12 protein-coding genes, 1 pseudogene and 1 riboswitch are annotated in these 16,946 nt (G+C 58.9%); of the genes and pseudogenes, 3 read left to right on the top strand and 10 right to left on the bottom strand.

What is annotated here, in order from left to right:
• The first annotated feature begins 166 nt into the window (after positions 1-166).
• Together H8S56_RS11805 and H8S56_RS11800 are read left to right on the top strand one after the other, a co-directional pair.
• A complete protein-coding gene (locus tag H8S56_RS11805; protein WP_187518735.1) occupies positions 167-1,945 on the top strand; it encodes an acyl-CoA dehydrogenase C-terminal domain-containing protein in 1,779 nt (592 codons plus the stop codon).
• A 387-nt stretch (positions 1,946-2,332) separates the two neighbouring features.
• Complete coding sequence (locus tag H8S56_RS11800) at positions 2,333-2,494, top strand: YqaE/Pmp3 family membrane protein (RefSeq protein WP_032610758.1); 162 nt, start codon at positions 2,333-2,335, stop codon at positions 2,492-2,494.
• 68 nt (positions 2,495-2,562) lie between these two features.
• Here the strand turns inward: H8S56_RS11800 and H8S56_RS11795 are convergent, their stop codons facing one another.
• The 10 genes and pseudogenes from H8S56_RS11795 to H8S56_RS11750 form a co-directional block, all read right to left on the bottom strand.
• The gene (locus tag H8S56_RS11795; protein WP_187518734.1) at positions 2,563-4,395 is read right to left on the bottom strand and encodes a S9 family peptidase; all 1,833 of its coding nucleotides are present in this window, start codon (positions 4,393-4,395) and stop codon (positions 2,563-2,565) included.
• Entirely contained in the window at positions 4,358-5,527 is a 1,170-nt protein-coding gene (pqqE, locus tag H8S56_RS11790; RefSeq protein WP_187518733.1) for a pyrroloquinoline quinone biosynthesis protein PqqE, read from the bottom strand. The genes H8S56_RS11795 and pqqE overlap by 38 nt, the downstream gene beginning before the upstream one ends.
• Positions 5,520-5,792: a pyrroloquinoline quinone biosynthesis peptide chaperone PqqD gene (gene pqqD / locus H8S56_RS11785; RefSeq protein WP_024688162.1), complete on the bottom strand. Its 273-nt coding sequence runs from the start codon at positions 5,790-5,792 to the stop codon at positions 5,520-5,522. The genes pqqE and pqqD overlap by 8 nt, the downstream gene beginning before the upstream one ends.
• A gap of 38 nt (positions 5,793-5,830) precedes the next feature.
• Positions 5,831-6,586 (bottom strand): pyrroloquinoline-quinone synthase PqqC, encoded by a 756-nt coding sequence (gene pqqC, locus H8S56_RS11780; protein WP_024688161.1) that lies wholly within the window; start codon positions 6,584-6,586, stop codon positions 5,831-5,833.
• An 8-nt stretch (positions 6,587-6,594) separates the two neighbouring features.
• The gene (gene pqqB / locus H8S56_RS11775; RefSeq protein ID WP_187518732.1) at positions 6,595-7,506 is read right to left on the bottom strand and encodes a pyrroloquinoline quinone biosynthesis protein PqqB; all 912 of its coding nucleotides are present in this window, start codon (positions 7,504-7,506) and stop codon (positions 6,595-6,597) included.
• Positions 7,507-7,600: 94 nt separating this feature from the next.
• Positions 7,601-7,675, bottom strand: coding sequence for a pyrroloquinoline quinone precursor peptide PqqA (gene pqqA, locus H8S56_RS11770; protein WP_003422658.1), 75 nt, complete (start codon positions 7,673-7,675; stop codon positions 7,601-7,603).
• A 136-nt stretch (positions 7,676-7,811) separates the two neighbouring features.
• Positions 7,812-10,165, bottom strand: a pseudogene (gene pqqF / locus H8S56_RS11765) (pyrroloquinoline quinone biosynthesis protein PqqF).
• A 102-nt stretch (positions 10,166-10,267) separates the two neighbouring features.
• Complete coding sequence (locus H8S56_RS11760; protein ID WP_187518730.1) at positions 10,268-11,218, bottom strand: IS110 family transposase; 951 nt, start codon at positions 11,216-11,218, stop codon at positions 10,268-10,270.
• A gap of 401 nt (positions 11,219-11,619) precedes the next feature.
• Positions 11,620-12,570, bottom strand: a complete 951-nt coding sequence (locus H8S56_RS11755; RefSeq protein ID WP_187518730.1) for an IS110 family transposase — start codon at positions 12,568-12,570, stop codon at positions 11,620-11,622.
• 564 nt (positions 12,571-13,134) lie between these two features.
• Positions 13,135-14,574: a TolC family outer membrane protein gene (locus H8S56_RS11750; protein WP_187518729.1), complete on the bottom strand. Its 1,440-nt coding sequence runs from the start codon at positions 14,572-14,574 to the stop codon at positions 13,135-13,137.
• Positions 14,575-14,737: 163 nt separating this feature from the next.
• Positions 14,738-14,842, top strand: a riboswitch (TPP riboswitch).
• A 152-nt stretch (positions 14,843-14,994) separates the two neighbouring features.
• Between H8S56_RS11750 and thiC the strand changes: the two genes are divergently transcribed.
• Positions 14,995-16,884 carry a phosphomethylpyrimidine synthase ThiC gene (gene thiC / locus H8S56_RS11745; RefSeq protein WP_024687550.1) on the top strand — a complete coding sequence of 630 codons (1,890 nt, stop codon included), beginning with the start codon at positions 14,995-14,997 and terminating at the stop codon, positions 16,882-16,884.
• Positions 16,885-16,946 lie beyond the last annotated feature (62 nt).

Genomic DNA, 16,946 nt, shown 5'->3' with positions numbered 1-16,946 from the left:
CAGTGTTTCCAGGCAGTGACCTGTTATGACTTTATAGTCATGACACGACCCTATGTGTCTGAAATGTTGTTCGGGTAGACTCGTGACTAACGACGGCTGATCCGCATTCCTGACCGGGGCAGATCAGCACCTACAGGTCTCCTGCTCCGTGTTCACGAGGTTTGCCATGGCTGACTATAAAGCGCCACTGCGCGATATGCGCTTCGTCCTCAATGAAGTGTTCGAGGTTTCCAGACTCTGGGCTCAACTGCCGGCCCTGGCCGACACGGTCGACGCTGAAACGGTCGACGCCATTCTTGAAGAAGCCGGTAAAGTCACCAGCAAGACCATCGCGCCATTGAGTCGTAGTGGCGACGAGGAAGGCTGCCACTGGAAAGATACCGTCGTGACCACCCCGGCGGGTTTTCCTGAAGCCTACCGCACCTACGCCGAAGGCGGCTGGGTTGGTGTTGGCGGTAACCCCGAGTTCGGCGGCATGGGCATGCCCAAGGTGGTCTCGGCCCAGGTCGAGGAAATGCTCAACTCGGCAAGCCTTGCATTCGGCTTGTACCCGATGCTGACCTCAGGGGCCTGTGTCTCGATCGACACCCACGCCACTGAAGCGATCAAGGCCAAGTACCTGCCGAACATGTATTCGGGCGTATGGTGTGGATCGATGTGCCTGACCGAAGCCCACGCCGGGACCGATCTGGGCATCATCCGCACCAAGGCTGATCCGCAGACCGACGGTTCCTACAAGATCACCGGCAGCAAGATTTTCATCACCGGCGGCGAGCACGACCTGACCGAAAACATCATCCACCTGGTCCTCGCCAAGCTGCCGGACGCGCCTGCAGGCCCGAAAGGCATCTCTCTGTTCCTGGTGCCCAAGTTCATGGTCGGTGACGACGGCAGCGTGGGCGAGCGCAACACCTTGAGCTGCGGCTCCATCGAACACAAGATGGGTATTCAGGCGTCGGCCACGTGCGTGATGAACTTCGATGGCGCCACCGCTTACCTGATTGGCGAGCCCAACAAGGGGCTGGCGGCAATGTTCACGATGATGAACTACGAGCGTCTGGGTGTTGGCATTCAAGGCCTGGCCTCTGGCGTGCGTTCGTATCAAAACGCCGTGGAGTACGCCCTCGACCGTCTGCAAAGCCGGGCACCGACTGGTGCGCAGAACAAGGACAAGGTGGCTGATCCGATCATCGTTCATCCAGACGTGCGGCGCATGCTGCTGACCATGAAAGCCTTCAACGAAGGCGGTCGTGCGTTCTCCAGCTACGTTGCGCTGCAACTGGATATCGCCAAGTTCAGTGAGAACGACGCGGATCGCAAGCGCGCCGACGATCTGGTTGCGCTGCTGACGCCGGTCGCCAAGGCCTTCCTCACCGATGTGGGACTGGAAACCACCGTGCATGGTCAGCAGGTGTTGGGTGGTCATGGCTACATTCGCGAGTGGGGCCAGGAGCAATTGGTGCGCGACGTACGCATCACGCAGATCTACGAGGGCACCAACGGCATTCAGGCGCTGGATCTGGTCGGTCGCAAGATCGTCGGTTCCGGTGGCGCGTTCTACCAGTTGTTCTCCGATGAAGTGCGTCAGTTCATTTCCGGTGCCGACAGCTCGCTTGGCGAACTCACTCGCCCGCTGGCTGTGGCGCTCGACATGCTCGACGAACTGACCGACTGGGTTCTGGATCGCTCACGCACCAACCCCAACGAGATTGGTGCGGCGTCTGTGGAGTATCTGCATCTGTTCGGTTACACGGCTTATGCCTACATGTGGGCGATGATGGCCAAAGCCGCTGTCGGCAAGGAAGCGCAGGAAGATTTTTACGTCAGCAAGCTGGGCACGGCGCGTTTCTACTTCGCACGTCTGCTGCCGCGTATCCATTCGTTGAACGCGTCGGTGCGTGCGGGTAGCGAGTCATTGTTCATGTTGAAGGCCGAGCAGTTTTGAAATATGACGACGTGTAAGCAAATGCTTACACGTCGTGCTGCCAATTGGCCTCTTCCCTTAGGTAGGATCCAAAGTTACTCTAAATCCATGGACGTAGCGCAGGATGCGCAATAAGACATAAAAGGGACACGTAGGGATGCCTGCCAGGATGGTGGGGAGAAAGGGATGTCAGGGAAACAGTCTGGAAAGCCCCGCTTATGCGGGGTTTTCTTTGTCTGCGTTTTTTGCAGGTCGCTTGTCGCGGCGTTTTAGGTACTGAAAAGCAGGCGTTTCGAGCCTCTTATTCGCAAGAATAATGGCTTGGTGCCAGAGCGGGTGGAACCCTCATTGATGCCCAGGGTCGATTAGCTGTATGGCCAATCAGAGCCAATCAATCAGGAGCTTCCCATGGACATCATTCGTATCATCTTCGCTATTCTGCTGCCCCCGCTGGGTGTGTTCCTGCAAGTAGGTCTGGGCGGTGCTTTCTGGCTGAACATCCTGCTGACCCTGCTGGGTTACATCCCGGGCATCATCCACGCGATCTACATCATCGTTTCGCGTAAGTAGCCTGTGGTGCAGCAGCCCGGCCTTGCGCCGTGCTGCACCAGGTTTGATCGTTCCCGATGCGGGAACGATCAAACGGCCCCGTCTAACACCTCACGATAAAAACGCCACTCTTTCTCCAGTGCATCTGCCAGGTTGGCAGCCTTACGGAAGCCATGATGCTCGTCCGGGTAAAAGTGACCCTCAGCCTTGATGCCTCTGTCCTGCAAGGCTTTTAGCATGTCGCGGGTCTGCTCGGGAACGACGACGGCGTCCAGCTCTCCCTGGAAGAAGATGACCGGTACATTGATGGTGTCGGCATGCAACAAGGGCGTTCTCTCCTTGTAGCGTTCGATGTCCTTCACCGGATCACCGATCAGCCAATCCAGATAATCGCCCTCGAACTTGTGTGTTGCACGTGCCAGTGCGATTGGATCGCTGACGCCATACAGACTTGCGCCTGCACGGAAAACCTTCTGAAACGCCAGCGCACACAGCGTGGTGTAGCCCCCGGCGCTGCCGCCTCGAATGAATGCCTTGCTGGCATCAATCAAGCCTCGCTCCGACAGGTGGGCGACAACCGCGCAGGCGTCTTCGACGTCAGCTATGCCCCAGGTCAGGTGCAGGCTCTGGCGATAGTCACGGCCATAACCGGTACTGCCCCGGTAGTTGAGATCGGCCACGGCAAACCCGCGATGGGTCCAGTACTGGATGCGCGGATCCAGAACCGGGTAACACGCAGAGGTAGGCCCGCCATGGATGAAGACCACCAACGGCGGCGTGTCTGCGTCCATCATCGCTGGATAGAAATAGCCGAAGGCCTCTGAGCCGCCGCTCGGATAGCGAAGCGGTTCGGGTCGGCTGATCTGTTCCGGCGGCAACGGCGCACCGCCGCCCGCCAGAACCTGCACGCTTTGGTCGCTTCGTGAAATGGCCAGCACCGCCGACGTGCTCACGGCAGAGGCGGCGATGCAATAAATGTATTCCTCATCCATCGCCAGGCTGCGAAAGCGGCTGTAGCCAGCGCTGAAATCAGTGACCGAACCCTCGCCCTGACTCAGTCCCAATACCCCCAAGCCATTCTGCGACCAACTGGCGAGAAAACCGTCGCTGAGTGGCAACCAGGTGCAGCCTCCGAGCTGCCAAGGGGCAGGGGAGTGGTCCGCCTGAGCGGCGGGCAAGGGCGCAAACCCTGTCGATGATTCGACCCACGGCTGCCAGAACCCGGCCCGATCCGTCAGGCAGTACAAATGGCCTTGAGCGTCGAAGCGCGGCTGTTGCAGCGACTCTTCGGTCTCATCGCCAGCGATGCAGCGTGCCTTGCCCCAACTGCCGTCATCCTGTTGTTGTGCACACAGGAGTCGGGTCGATGTCCACGGCTGATGTGGGCGTTGCCATTCGATCCACGCCAGTCGCTTGCCGTCGGCGCTGACCACGGGCGAGGCATAGAAGTCCGCACCCTCAGCCAACAGTTCGCGTTGGCCGTCAGCCAGCTCGATGCCGACCAGTCGATGAATGTTGTGGTCTTCCTCGACCGCGAGAATCTGGCCGTTGGTGTAAAACACCCCGCCATAACGCTTATCGCCCTGAGTCAGCGGAACAGGCGTGCTGCCATCCAGGGGTTGGCGATAGAGCTGCTGGTCGCGTTCGTTGACGAACACCAGAGCGTCATCGGCCAGGCAGAACGAACCGCCGCCATACTCATAGACACGGCTGCGCACACTGAAGCCATCAGGCGTCAGGCAGCGCGTGGTGCCCGCGTACCAATGCCAGAGGCGGCACGCGCCGTCTGCGGGTCGGTATTCATTCCAGAACAGGCCCGCCGAGCTGACATCCAGTTCGGCGAAATCTACGCCCGCGGCGACCGCCTGGGCGGCAGAAAGCCGTTCAGGATGATTTGGCGATGAGTCGTGAGTTTCGTTCATTGCGAAAGGCCAGCTCTTCGATGGTTTGGGTAGCGGTCTCGGATTCGTCGCGAGCCTGCGTGATCATCCCGTGGTGCGGGGACTTGCTGCACACCGGATCGGCGTTGGCCGCGTCGCCGGTCAGCATGAAGGCCTGGCAGCGGCAGCCGCCGAAATCCTTTTCCTTTTCATCACAGGAACGGCAGGGCTCGGGCATCCAGTCGTAGCCGCGAAAGCGGTTGAAACCGAACGAGTCGTACCAGATGTGCTGCATGCTGTGATCGCGCACGTTCGGGAACTGGATCGGCATCTGACGTGCGCCATGGCAAGGCAGTGCGGTGCCGTCCGGCGTGACGGTCAGGAAGATGCTGCCCCAGCCGTTCATGCAGGCTTTGGGGCGTTCTTCGTAGTAATCGGGTGTGACGAAGATCAGCTTGCACGGATGATTTTCCGCTTCGAGCTGTTCTCGGTACTGATTGGTCACCGCTTCAGCGCGTACCAGTTGATCCTTGGTCGGCAACAGGCCGATACGGTTCAGGTGCGCCCAGCCATAGAACTGGCAGGTGGCCAGTTCGACGAAGTCCGCTTCAAGGGCCAGGCATAGCTCGATGATCTTGTCGATCTTGTCGATGTTGTGCCGGTGGGTGACAAAGTTCAGCACCATCGGGTAGCCGTGCTTCTTCACCGCACGGGCCATTTCCAGCTTCTGCGCGAAGGCTTTCTTCGAGCCCGCGAGCATGTTGTTCACCTGCTCGTCGCTGGCCTGAAAGCTGATCTGAATATGGTCCAGACCGGCTTCCTTGAACGCGATGATCTTCTCTTCGGTCAGGCCGATGCCTGAGGTGATCAGGTTGGTGTAAAAGCCCAGCCGTCGCGCTTCAGCGATCAGTTCGGCCAGGTCCTGGCGCACCAGCGGTTCGCCGCCTGAAAAACCGATCTGCGCGGCACCCATCTGCCGGGCTTCCTGCATCACCTTGAACCACTGCTCGGTGGTCAGCTCCTGACCCTGTTTCGCGAAGTCGAGCGGGTTCGAGCAATACGGGCATTGCAGCGGGCAGCGGTAGGTCAGTTCAGCCAGTAGCCACAGCGGCAGGCCGGTTTCCGGCCTGGGCGGTATCAGTGGGTTGGCGGTGGCGAGTGTCAGTTCAGTCAAGGGTGATCCAGTGTTTTTCCTGGGCGACCTTCATGAAGTCATCGACATCCATGCCCAGTTCGGGGACGTTGGGGAATTTGTGCTCCAGCTCTTGAATGATGGCAGCGATGGTCCGCTTTCCATCGACCAGACCGCCGATCAAACCAGCACTGTCGTTGAGCTTGATCATGCCTTCCGGGTACAGCAACACGTTACCGTTCTGAGCCGGTTCGAACTGGAAGCGATAGCCTTGACGCCAGTGTGGGACCTTGTTGCGAAATGACAGGCGTTCCGGGTTCGACTTGTCTTTCTCGTGAAGAACGTTCATAGCGCGATTCCCTTATGCCAGACCTTCTGGTCTGTGACGCTGTGGTAGGGCGGGCGGTTCAATTCGTAAGCCATGGACATGGCATCGAGCATGCTCCACAGAATATCGAGCTTGAACTGCAGGATCTCCAGCATGCGCTGCTGGCCTTCATACGTAGTGTAGTGCTGTAACGTAATCGCGAGGCCATGTTCTACGTCGCGACGTGCCTGGCCCAGGCGCGTGCGGAAATAGTGGTAACCCTGCGGGTCGATCCACGGGTAATGCTGCGGCCAGCTGTCCAGGCGCGACTGGTGAATCTGCGGCGCGAACAGCTCTGTCAACGAGCTGCTGGCCGCTTCCTGCCAGTTGGCACGGCGGGCAAAATTCACGTAGGCATCCACGGCAAAGCGCACGCCCGGCAGCACCAGCTCCTGGGAGCGCAACTGATCAGGGTCCAGGCCGACCGCCTGACCCAGACGCAGCCAGGCCTCAATGCCGCCGTCTTCGCCGGGCGCGCCGTCGTGATCGAGCAGACGCTGAATCCATTCGCGACGAATTTCGCGGTCCGGGCAGTTGGCCAGAATCGCGGCATCCTTGAGCGGAATGTTCACCTGATAATAAAAGCGGTTGGCGACCCATCCTTGAATCTGCTCGCGGGTCGCACGGCCTTCATACATCGCGACGTGATAGGGGTGGTAGATGTGGTAATACGCGCCCTTGGCCCGCAAGGCCTGCTCGAACTCGGCGGGGGACAGCGCAGTGGCTTCGCTCATGTCGGCTCCTAAAGCTCGATGCTCATGCCATCGAAAGCAACTTCAACGTTGCGGCGGACCAGTTCGGCGCGCTCGGGAGAGTCTTCGTCGAGGATCGGGTTGGTGTTGTTGATGTGGATCAGCACCTTGCGCTGGGTCGGGAAGCCTTCCAGCACGTCGAGCATGCCGCCAGGACCGTTTTGTGCCAGATGGCCCATTTCCCGGCCGGTGCGAGTGCCCACACCGCGACGCTGCATTTCGTCGTCGTCCCACATCGTGCCGTCGACCAGCAGGCAGTCGGCGTCGCGCATCTTGTCGGCCAGCGCTTCATCGACCTTGCCCAGGCCCGGCGCATAGAACAGCTTGCCGCCAGTGCGGGTGTCCTCCACCAGCAAACCGATGTTGTCGCCCGGATGCGGGTCGAAACGGTGCGGGGAGTAAGGCGGCGCGGCGCTGCGTAGCGGGAACGGTGTAAACCGCAGGTTCGGGCAGGCCGGAATCACGAAGCTGCCTTGCAGCTCGATGCGGTGCCAGTCCAGGCCGCCGTTCCAGTGCTTGAGCATCTCGAACAGCGGAAAGCCCGTGCTGAGGTCTTCATGGACCATGTCGGTGCACCATACCTGATGCGGGCAGCCTTCACGCAGACTCAACAAGCCGGTGGTGTGGTCGATCTGGCTGTCCATCAACACAATGGCGCTGATCCCGGTGTCGCGTAGCGCACGGCCCGGCTGCATCGGCGCAAAGCTCTGCAGTTGAGCGCGGATGTCCGGCGAGGCATTGCACAGCACCCAGTTCACGCCGTCGTCGGACAGCGCAATAGAGGATTGAGTGCGCGCCTGCGTCCGCAGGCTGCCGTCGCGAAAGCCTGCGCAGTTGACGCAGTTGCAGTTCCACTGGGGAAAACCACCGCCGGCAGCGGAACCTAGAATCTGGATGTACATGTCAGCTCCCTACCACATGACCCGAAACAAAAAACAAAAGCAGTCTGACAATAAAAAAAGCCCCGGCGAACCGAGGCTTTGCAGCGCACTGAAATCAACGGCTGGCGAAGTACATGGTGACTTCGAAGCCGATACGCAGATCAGTGTAAGCAGGTTTAGTCCACGACATAAAAATACTCCTTCAGATAGTGCAGCGGTTGGTGACTACATCTTAGTGCGCCAGCAACGGCATACGTTCAGATGCTTAGGGAGCTATGTTACTCAATTTAACAATTTGGCAGCGCTCAAATCTTTATGAAAGACCGTTACCGTTCAGGTAACGATCCTTGAAAGCCGCGGCTGGCGGGCGATTGGCCAGGATCAGCCAGCCCGCGCTGGCATCGCACAGGGCGCGGGCGGCCGTGTTTAAAGAGTGTGTATCCAGATTTGACAGCGCACCGTGCAGATCAAGCCCGTGCCCCTCGGTGTGGCCAGCAAGGTGCGCCTGCCAGCGCGTTTCTGCGGCTTGCTCGTAAGGCAGCGTGGAAACGTCCTGCTGCGTGATCAAGGCCTGGCGCTGTTCGGCCAGATCGGCGTTGCGTATCAGCTCAGGCAGCCCTTCCAGAAAAGCCTCGATGTGCGCGACCAGTTGATCGACGCTGCACGACGGCGATTGCACGCCAAACAGCAGCCCTGTCGTCCCGTCGATCTGCCGGATGCCGCTGAACACCGCGTAACCCAACTGCAATTCGACCCGCAGCCGTTGGTAGAAAGGCGCTTGAATTCGATGCGCGAGCAGGCGCCAGGCGGCCTCATCCCGGGCCGATGCGCTGGGTGCGGGGCAAAACAACAGCACGGCGCTTTCTGAGGAAGACGAGGCTTCTGTCTGCCAATGCTTGCCCGGGTTACGGGTTGTTGACATCGCTGGCTGTGCCTGCGGTTTGCCGGGCATGCCTTGCAGCGCCGCTTCGACACGGTTCCGGGCGTCGGTGGGCAACCCTGTGGCGAAGCGTGTCCAGCTTGCACCGGCCCAGACGCTGTGCAGGTCATCGGTTTCCTGGCTCGACCCGCTGGCTAAAAAATAATCAGGCAAGCGTTTGAGCAACTGACGAATCGGGATCAACGCCGGTTCGTTTGCAGGCTCTGCGTAACGGGCCAGCGCTTCCGGTGCCGGATGCCGCAAGCAATGCAGGCAGTGTTTGATAATGGCAGCGAATGGCTCGTGCAGGCCGTTCAGCCTGAGCTGCCAGTACGTCCCATATTCACTGAACGCCAGCGCAACCCCGGCTTGTCGGGCCTCCTCAATGAGGTCTTTCAGGCTGTCGTTGAGTACCTGCCAGAGCCTGGGTTGTGGGTGCTGCAACGTCCAGCGCAGGTACACAGCGGCCTCGACGGCGGCCGGCCTAGATTCTGAATCGGTCAGTAAAAACGGGTTGGGCGCAGGCAGGTGCCAGTCGCCAGGCTCGCCTGCCGGGTTATCCACACCCTGCACATTGATCAGCGTTTCAGGGCCGAGTTGATCCAGCAACACTCGCAACGCCTCGCCGCCTTGCTCACTGAGCGTTGTCGGAAGATCGCGGCAATAATGATGCGCCAGCGCCAAGGCACCGCAGACCTGCAACTGACGGTGCTGAATACGCCGGTATTCCTCTACCAGAGACGACCATTTCGATTTGAAAAAAGCGAGCCAATGGAGTGACAGTCCCGCCGCTTTTGCGGGCGAAAGCTTGCTCGCGAAGCCTTTTTCAAAGGTCACCTCCAGCAACAATTGCCCGCCAAACAGGTACAGCTGCGTGGCTTTCAACGCGTCAGTCAGGCCTCGTTCACTCAACGTGGCCACCAGCCCGCCCGGTTTGGCGGCGTTCATCCAATGGCACAGAAACGCCACGGCTTCGTCAGCCTTTTCCGGCAAGCCGTCGCAGGCGAACAGCAGATGCAGGCGCTGCGCATCGGTTTCCAGCACTGGAGTGGCGTGCTCAGTCAGCGAAGGTGCAGGCAACTGTTCGACGCGCTTGCCCGCTGCGAACAACACGCCGTAACGGGTCGCCAGGCTTTCCAGTTCAGCCAGTGACTGCGGGCCGCTCAGGCAAAGCGTCATTTGCCCGGCTTGATAAAACCGTTGGTAGAAGTCCCTCAATGCCTGTTGAAACGCAGGGTTGGGCACCGACAGGCTGTAGCGATTGCCCGCGTGAAACCCGCGTAACGGATGGTGTGGGTTGATCGAGGCCAGCAGGTGGCGTTGTTGGCGGGTCTCGGCATCCCCGCGCCAGGCGATGAACTCGGCATGCAGCACCTCGCGTTCACGCAATTGGTCCGCCATGGCCATGCGCGGTTGAGCGAGCATGTCGCACAGGCGTTCCAGACCATCGGCAAAAGCGGCGGGCGGCAGCTCGAAGAAAAAGTCAGTGGTGCGTTCTCGCGTGCTGGCGTTGACCTGACCGCCGTGGCACTGCACGTAGGTCATCAGGTTCTGCTCGTCGGTGAAACGCTCGGTGCCCAGAAAGAACAGATGCTCCAGAAAATGCGCCAGCCCCGGCCATGCCCGCGGCACATCATGACTGCCCGCCGCGACCCGCAACGAAGCGGCGCAGCGCTTGAGCCGTGGTTCATTACACAGCACCACGCTCAGGCCGTTGGCCAGAGTGATGCGTTTAACGGCAGACGTGCGTGGGGAAGGCATGGCGTGTCGCAGAGGCAGGGAAACAGAGCGTCATGCTAGCGGATAAACAGGCCGCTTCGCGAGGTGCTGATGTATACCCAGTGGGAGATTCTATGGTGGTCATCAAGCCATAATCAGCCCTTTCGGTTGGTACTCGCTCTGATTTTTCATCAGGGAGAACGCGATCCGAGCGAGCTTACGGCTTAGCATGACAAGCACCTGGGTAGTCGCTTTTCCGCTGCTCAGGTGTTCGTTGTAGAACCCTTTCCAGGTACTTGATCGGCAGGCCGACATGGCTGCGTTGTGCAGTAATCGACGAACTTCCGAGCACCCTCGCTTGGTTAAGGATCTACGACCATTTTTTTGGCCCGAGTCACTCACCCTCAGATCCATGCCCAAAAAAGCGATGAAAGAATCGCTGCTTTTAAAGTCGCCTCGGTTGTACGCCATGACCAAAGCAGTTGCAGTCAGAAAACCGATACCTTCAATGGCTTGGCAGCGAGCGACTTCTTCGAGCAGACCGGCTTCGCGCAAAACATCTTTAAGTTTTTTCTGGACCAGCAGGTCCAGGCGTTCAACGGACTTGAGAAAAGTGGCAAACACAGCTTTCAAACTGGCGTCATTTGCCCAGCTCTGGGTCAGGCTGGTTTTGGCCTGAACCAGCGAAGCCCTGCGCCGCAGAAGACTTTGCAGCTTGCCGTAGACGGCGGGAGGTGGCGTCCAGGGGTGTAAATCTTCGCCTTCGTTCTTTAGATAGCGGGCAAGAAGACGAGCATCGGAGGCGTCCGTTTTACTGCGCACGCCAACACTTTTACGGTAATTACTCAGCTGGTAGCCATCAATGATGTAAACGTCGAGACCCGCCTCGTGAGCCAGCTCGATCAGGTCGATGTGATAAACATTTGTTGCTTCAACTGCAACCGCGGCAGGCCTCGGCAACGTTTTAAGCCAGCGTTTTATGGTGGGCTTGTCGTTGGTTATCGAGGTGAGCAGATCCTGATCTGGCTCATAAATAACGAGTTCAACTTTGGCGACATCCACGCCCACGATTGACTTCGAAACGCGCATTGCCATGGACAGTTCTCCACGTTAAGGTTTTACGGCTTGGAGGGGTTTCACCCAGAGGCGCAGGCTTGTTTCTATCGTCGCTTGAACGAAGCATTCTTTATCGGCGCTTTTGGTGGAAGGGGTGGGGCGAGGTCTCCCACGGTCTGTACTGTTACAGCAGTCAGATGCGAACTGTTCGTCCCACCACCCCTTCAAGTCTAACCATACAAGCGAGCTTGCTCGCGAAGGGGCACGTCCGTCCAATCGATAGGTTGTGTTTGAAACACAGCCTTCGCGAGCAAGCTCGCTCCCACTGGAACTTCGTTGTTCAGCCGGTTGCCTGTCGAGTGATCAGTTTGATCGCTGCCAGAAAATACCATGATCTTACGGACGAAATACACAACCTGTGGGAGATTCTATGGTGGTCATCAAGCCATAATCAGCCCTTTCGGTTGGTACTCGCTCTGATTTTTCATCAGGGAGAACGCGATCCGAGCGAGCTTACGGCTTAGCATGACAAGCACCTGGGTAGTCGCTTTTCCGCTGCTCAGGTGTTCGTTGTAGAACCCTTTCCAGGTACTTGATCGGCAGGCCGACATGGCTGCGTTGTGCAGTAATCGACGAACTTCCGAGCACCCTCGCTTGGTTAAGGATCTACGACCATTTTTTTGGCCCGAGTCACTCACCCTCAGATCCATGCCCAAAAAAGCGATGAAAGAATCGCTGCTTTTAAAGTCGCCTCGGTTGTACGCCATGACCAAAGCAGTTGCAGTCAGAAAACCGATACCTTCAATGGCTTGGCAGCGAGCGACTTCTTCGAGCAGACCGGCTTCGCGCAAAACATCTTTAAGTTTTTTCTGGACCAGCAGGTCCAGGCGTTCAACGGACTTGAGAAAAGTGGCAAACACAGCTTTCAAACTGGCGTCATTTGCCCAGCTCTGGGTCAGGCTGGTTTTGGCCTGAACCAGCGAAGCCCTGCGCCGCAGAAGACTTTGCAGCTTGCCGTAGACGGCGGGAGGTGGCGTCCAGGGGTGTAAATCTTCGCCTTCGTTCTTTAGATAGCGGGCAAGAAGACGAGCATCGGAGGCGTCCGTTTTACTGCGCACGCCAACACTTTTACGGTAATTACTCAGCTGGTAGCCATCAATGATGTAAACGTCGAGACCCGCCTCGTGAGCCAGCTCGATCAGGTCGATGTGATAAACATTTGTTGCTTCAACTGCAACCGCGGCAGGCCTCGGCAACGTTTTAAGCCAGCGTTTTATGGTGGGCTTGTCGTTGGTTATCGAGGTGAGCAGATCCTGATCTGGCTCATAAATAACGAGTTCAACTTTGGCGACATCCACGCCCACGATTGACTTCGAAACGCGCATTGCCATGGACAGTTCTCCACGTTAAGGTTTTACGGCTTGGAGGGGTTTCACCCAGAGGCGCAGGCTTGTTTCTATCGTCGCTTGAACGAAGCATTCTTTATCGGCGCTTTTGGTGGAAGGGGTGGGGCGAGGTCTCCCACGGTCTGTACTGTTACAGCAGTCAGATGCGAACTGTTCGTCCCACCACCCCTTCAAGTCTAACCATACAAGCGAGCTTGCTCGCGAAGGGGCACGTCCGTCCAATCGATAGGTTGTGTTTGAAACACAGCCTTCGCGAGCAAGCTCGCTCCCACAGGTTGTGTATTTCGTCCGTAAGATCATGGTGTTTTCTGGCAGCGATCAAACTGATCACTCGACAGGCAACCGGCTGAACAACGAAGTTCCAGTGGGAGCGAGCTTGCTCGCGAAGGCTGTGTTTCAAGCACAACCTCTCGATTGGGCGGACGTACCCCTTCGCGAGCAAGCTCGCTCCCACAGGTTTTGCATTCCGTCAGTTCAGACGTGTATCACGATGAGTGCTCTGCGTGGGAGCGCCTCACAGGATGCTGCGCGTCCGGTCCTGGCGCGCACTCAGCGCTGTGGCTGTCTTTCGAAGTTCTTGCGCGCTGCGGCTGCGAGGTCCGGCGGGAGGAAGTCCTTGTCCGGGTTGTAGTCGGATTTCAGATAACGCGACAGGTCCTGCAGATCGCCAGGATTCAGCGTTCCGGCGGCTTGCTTCAAGCGCAGGTTGTCGAGGATGTAGTCGTAACGCGTGTTGTTGTAATCACGCACCGATGCGTATAGCTGACGCTGGGCATCCAGCACGTCAACGATGTTGCGTGTCCCCACCTGATAGCCGATTTCCGTGGCCTCCAGCGCGCTCTGGTTGGAGATGATCGACTGCTTGCGTGCCTGAACCTGCTCCACGTCGGTATTCACGGCGCGGTGCAGGTTACGGGTGTTTTCCACCACCTGACGGCGCAGGGCTTCACGACGCTGCTCGCTCTGACTCAACCGTGAGTAGGCTTCGCGCACTTGCGAGCTGGTCAGGCCGCCGCTGTAGATCGGGATGTTCAACTGAACGCCGATGGTGCGTTGCTCGACGTCGCCGCTGTAATTCTGCCCGGTGTAATTGGGGTTGTTGAAACCCAGCGCGTCGTTGTCGCCACGCTGATAGGTTGCGACCGCATCGAGTGTCGGTGCATGCCCGGACTTGCGCTGGCGCAGGGTTTCCTCGGCGGCGTTGACGGCATAGTTGCTGGCCAGCAGGTTGAGGTTCTGCTGCGCGGCGGTATCGACCCAGGCCTTGGCATCGTTGGGCGTCGGAGCCAGCACCGGCAGCGTGTGGACGATGCCTTCGATGGAGTTGTATTCGCGATTGGTCAGGGTCACCAGCGCCTGAAACGCATCGTCCACCTGCCGCTGGGCCAGGATGCGGCTGGCACGCGAGGTGTCGTAGCTGGCCTGTGCCTGCAGTACATCGGTCTTGTCGGAAAGGCCGACATCGAAGCGTTCGTTGGCCTGATCCAGCTGCCGTCTGAACGCCGATTCCTCGGCCTTGGTCGCGGCCAGATTGTCCTGTGCACGCAGCACGCTGAAATAGCTTTGCGCCGATTGCAGAATCAGGTTTTGCTCGGTGGCCGACAGCTCAAGCGCGGCCTGTTCGTTGACCGCTTCAGCCGCCTGAAGCTGGAACCAGCGGTCGGCACGAAAGATCGGCTGGCTCAGGGTTGCCTGATACACCGTGCCGCTGCGGGTCGCGGTCGCGCGCGGCTGGTCGATGCTGGTGCGGGTGTTATTGGCTTGTGCGCTGCCGGAAATATTGGGCAGCAGACCGGCCCGCGCCTGCGGCACGGCCTCTTTGCGCGCAGCGTAATCGGCGCGTGCTGCAGCCAGATCGGCGTTGTTGTCCACCGCCTGCTCGTAGACGTTAACCAGGCCGGTCTTGGTCGGCAGTGGCACATCGGCTGCCCAGGTCGGTCCGCTGGACGCACACGAAACAACCACGAGCAACGAAAGCTTGCGCAACATGAGGCATTCCCTGTTCATGAAGAAAATAGTCACGGTCTGACGAAAAAACCGGGATAGCGAGTGTAGAGCCAGACGCTTTACGCAACAATCGGACATTTCAGCCATTTATCGATGGCCGCGCAATTGCGCTGGCGTTACAGCCTCGACGCGGCATAGACTGACGCCGTTCTTGTCGGGGTGCCTTGCTGTGAGGCTGAGATCGGTTAAACCGGATCCCGTTGAACCTGATCAGGTTAGCGCCTGCGTAGGGAACAAGATTTCTCGTCTCCCGGCGAGTCCTCTTGAGTGTCGTCCGGGGTCGATTGTTCAAAAAATGAACAGTACACCCTTCTCGATACTCAGCACTGCTTCAGTGCACCCGTCCGTCCCGATCAGGTTACTCCGACAATAAATCCACAGTGGATGTCTGGAGAGACCGTGATGAGCATAAAACCAAAAAACGCACCCCATTTGAGCGAGTCGGCGCAGGTCGATTCCGGATCGGTACAGCCGTTCACCCGTTCACAGAAGATCTACGTTCAGGGCTCACGTCCCGACATCCGCGTGCCGATGCGCGAAGTCACCCTGGATATCACGCCGACTGACTTCGGCGGTGAAATCAACGCCCCGGTCACGGTCTACGACACCTCTGGCCCCTACACCGACCCCAACGTGATCATCGACGTGCGCAAAGGCCTGGCCGACGTGCGCTCGCCCTGGATCGACTCGCGCAACGACACTGAGCGCCTGCCGGGTCTGAGTTCCCACTTCGGCCAGCAGCGTCTGAGTGACGCCGAGCTGACCGCGCTGCGCTTTGCGCACGTGCGCAACCCGCGCCGGGCCAAGGCGGGCGCCAACGTCAGTCAGATGCACTATGCGCGTCAGGGCATCATCACCGCCGAGATGGAATACGTTGCCATCCGCGAAAACATGAAGCTTCAGGAGGCCCGTGCCGCTGGCCTGCTGACTCAGCAACACGCCGGGCACAGCTTCGGTGCCAGCATCCCGAAGGAAATCACCGCCGAGTTCGTGCGTGAAGAAATCGCCCGTGGCCGCGCGATCATTCCGGCCAACATCAACCACGTCGAGCTTGAGCCGATGATCATCGGCCGCAACTTCCTGGTGAAGATAAACGGCAATATCGGCAACAGCGCACTGGGTTCTTCCATCGAAGAAGAAGTCGCCAAGCTGACGTGGGGCATTCGCTGGGGTTCGGACACGGTCATGGACCTGTCCACCGGCAAGCACATCCATGAAACCCGTGAATGGATCATCCGCAACTCGCCGGTGCCCATCGGCACTGTGCCGATCTATCAAGCGCTGGAAAAGGTCGGCGGTGCGGCCGAAGACCTGACCTGGGAGCTGTTCCGCGACACGCTGATCGAACAGGCCGAACAGGGCGTCGATTACTTCACCATCCATGCCGGCGTGCTGTTGCGCTACGTACCACTGACGGCCAAGCGCGTGACCGGTATCGTCAGCCGTGGCGGTTCGATCATGGCCAAGTGGTGCCTGGCGCATCACAAGGAAAACTTCCTCTACACCCATTTCGAAGACATCTGCGAAATCATGAAGGCCTACGACGTCAGCTTCTCGCTGGGCGATGGTCTGCGTCCGGGCTCGATTGCCGATGCCAACGATGCGGCGCAGTTCGGCGAGCTGGAAACCCTCGGCGAACTGACCAAGATCGCCTGGAAGCATGATGTGCAGACCATGATCGAGGGCCCGGGTCACGTGCCGATGCAGTTGATCAAGGAGAACATGGACAAGCAGCTGGAATGCTGCGACGAGGCCCCGTTCTACACCCTCGGCCCGCTGACCACAGACATCGCGCCGGGCTACGACCACATCACCTCGGGCATTGGTGCGGCCATGATCGGCTGGTTCGGTTGCGCCATGCTTTGCTACGTCACGCCAAAAGAGCATCTGGGCCTGCCGAACAAGGATGACGTGAAAACCGGGATCATCACCTACAAGATCGCCGCCCACGCGGCGGACCTGGCCAAAGGGCATCCGGGCGCCCAGATCCGCGACAACGCCTTGAGCAAGGCACGCTTCGAATTCCGTTGGGAAGACCAGTTCAACCTGGGTCTTGACCCCGATACCGCGCGCTCCTACCACGACGAAACCCTGCCCAAGGACTCGGCCAAGGTCGCGCACTTCTGCTCCATGTGTGGCCCGAAATTCTGTTCGATGAAAATCACTCAGGAAGTGCGCGAATACGCGGCCAATCAGCGGATCGAGGCGGTGGACGTGGACGTCGCTCAGGGGCTGGCGGAGCAGGCCGAGCGCTTCAAACAGGAAGGCAGTCAGCTCTATAAAAAGGTCTGACACGCCGGTTGTCAGTGCGCGCGCTCGCGCACTGACACAGATCGCTTTTATCAAACAACCTG

Source organism: Pseudomonas triticifolii (assembly GCF_014358015.1).
Taxonomy (GTDB): domain Bacteria; phylum Pseudomonadota; class Gammaproteobacteria; order Pseudomonadales; family Pseudomonadaceae; genus Aquipseudomonas; species Aquipseudomonas triticifolii.
The sequence above is the reverse complement of the archived record's forward strand: the minus strand, read 5'-3'. Positions and strand labels throughout refer to the sequence as shown.

Excerpts from the sequence above, each read along its gene's own strand:
- thiC (WP_024687550.1), top strand. The coding sequence starts at position 14,995 with ATGAGCATAAAACCAAAAAACGCACCCCATTTGAGCGAGTCGGCGCAG.
- H8S56_RS11755 (WP_187518730.1), bottom strand. The coding sequence starts at position 12,570 with ATGGCAATGCGCGTTTCGAAGTCAATCGTGGGCGTGGATGTCGCCAAA.
- H8S56_RS11800 (WP_032610758.1), top strand. The coding sequence starts at position 2,333 with ATGGACATCATTCGTATCATCTTCGCTATTCTGCTGCCCCCGCTGGGT.
- pqqC (WP_024688161.1), bottom strand. The coding sequence starts at position 6,586 with ATGAGCGAAGCCACTGCGCTGTCCCCCGCCGAGTTCGAGCAGGCCTTG.
- pqqB (WP_187518732.1), bottom strand. The coding sequence starts at position 7,506 with ATGTACATCCAGATTCTAGGTTCCGCTGCCGGCGGTGGTTTTCCCCAG.
- H8S56_RS11750 (WP_187518729.1), bottom strand. The coding sequence starts at position 14,574 with ATGTTGCGCAAGCTTTCGTTGCTCGTGGTTGTTTCGTGTGCGTCCAGC.
- H8S56_RS11805 (WP_187518735.1), top strand. The coding sequence starts at position 167 with ATGGCTGACTATAAAGCGCCACTGCGCGATATGCGCTTCGTCCTCAAT.
- H8S56_RS11760 (WP_187518730.1), bottom strand. The coding sequence starts at position 11,218 with ATGGCAATGCGCGTTTCGAAGTCAATCGTGGGCGTGGATGTCGCCAAA.
- H8S56_RS11795 (WP_187518734.1), bottom strand. The coding sequence starts at position 4,395 with ATGAACGAAACTCACGACTCATCGCCAAATCATCCTGAACGGCTTTCT.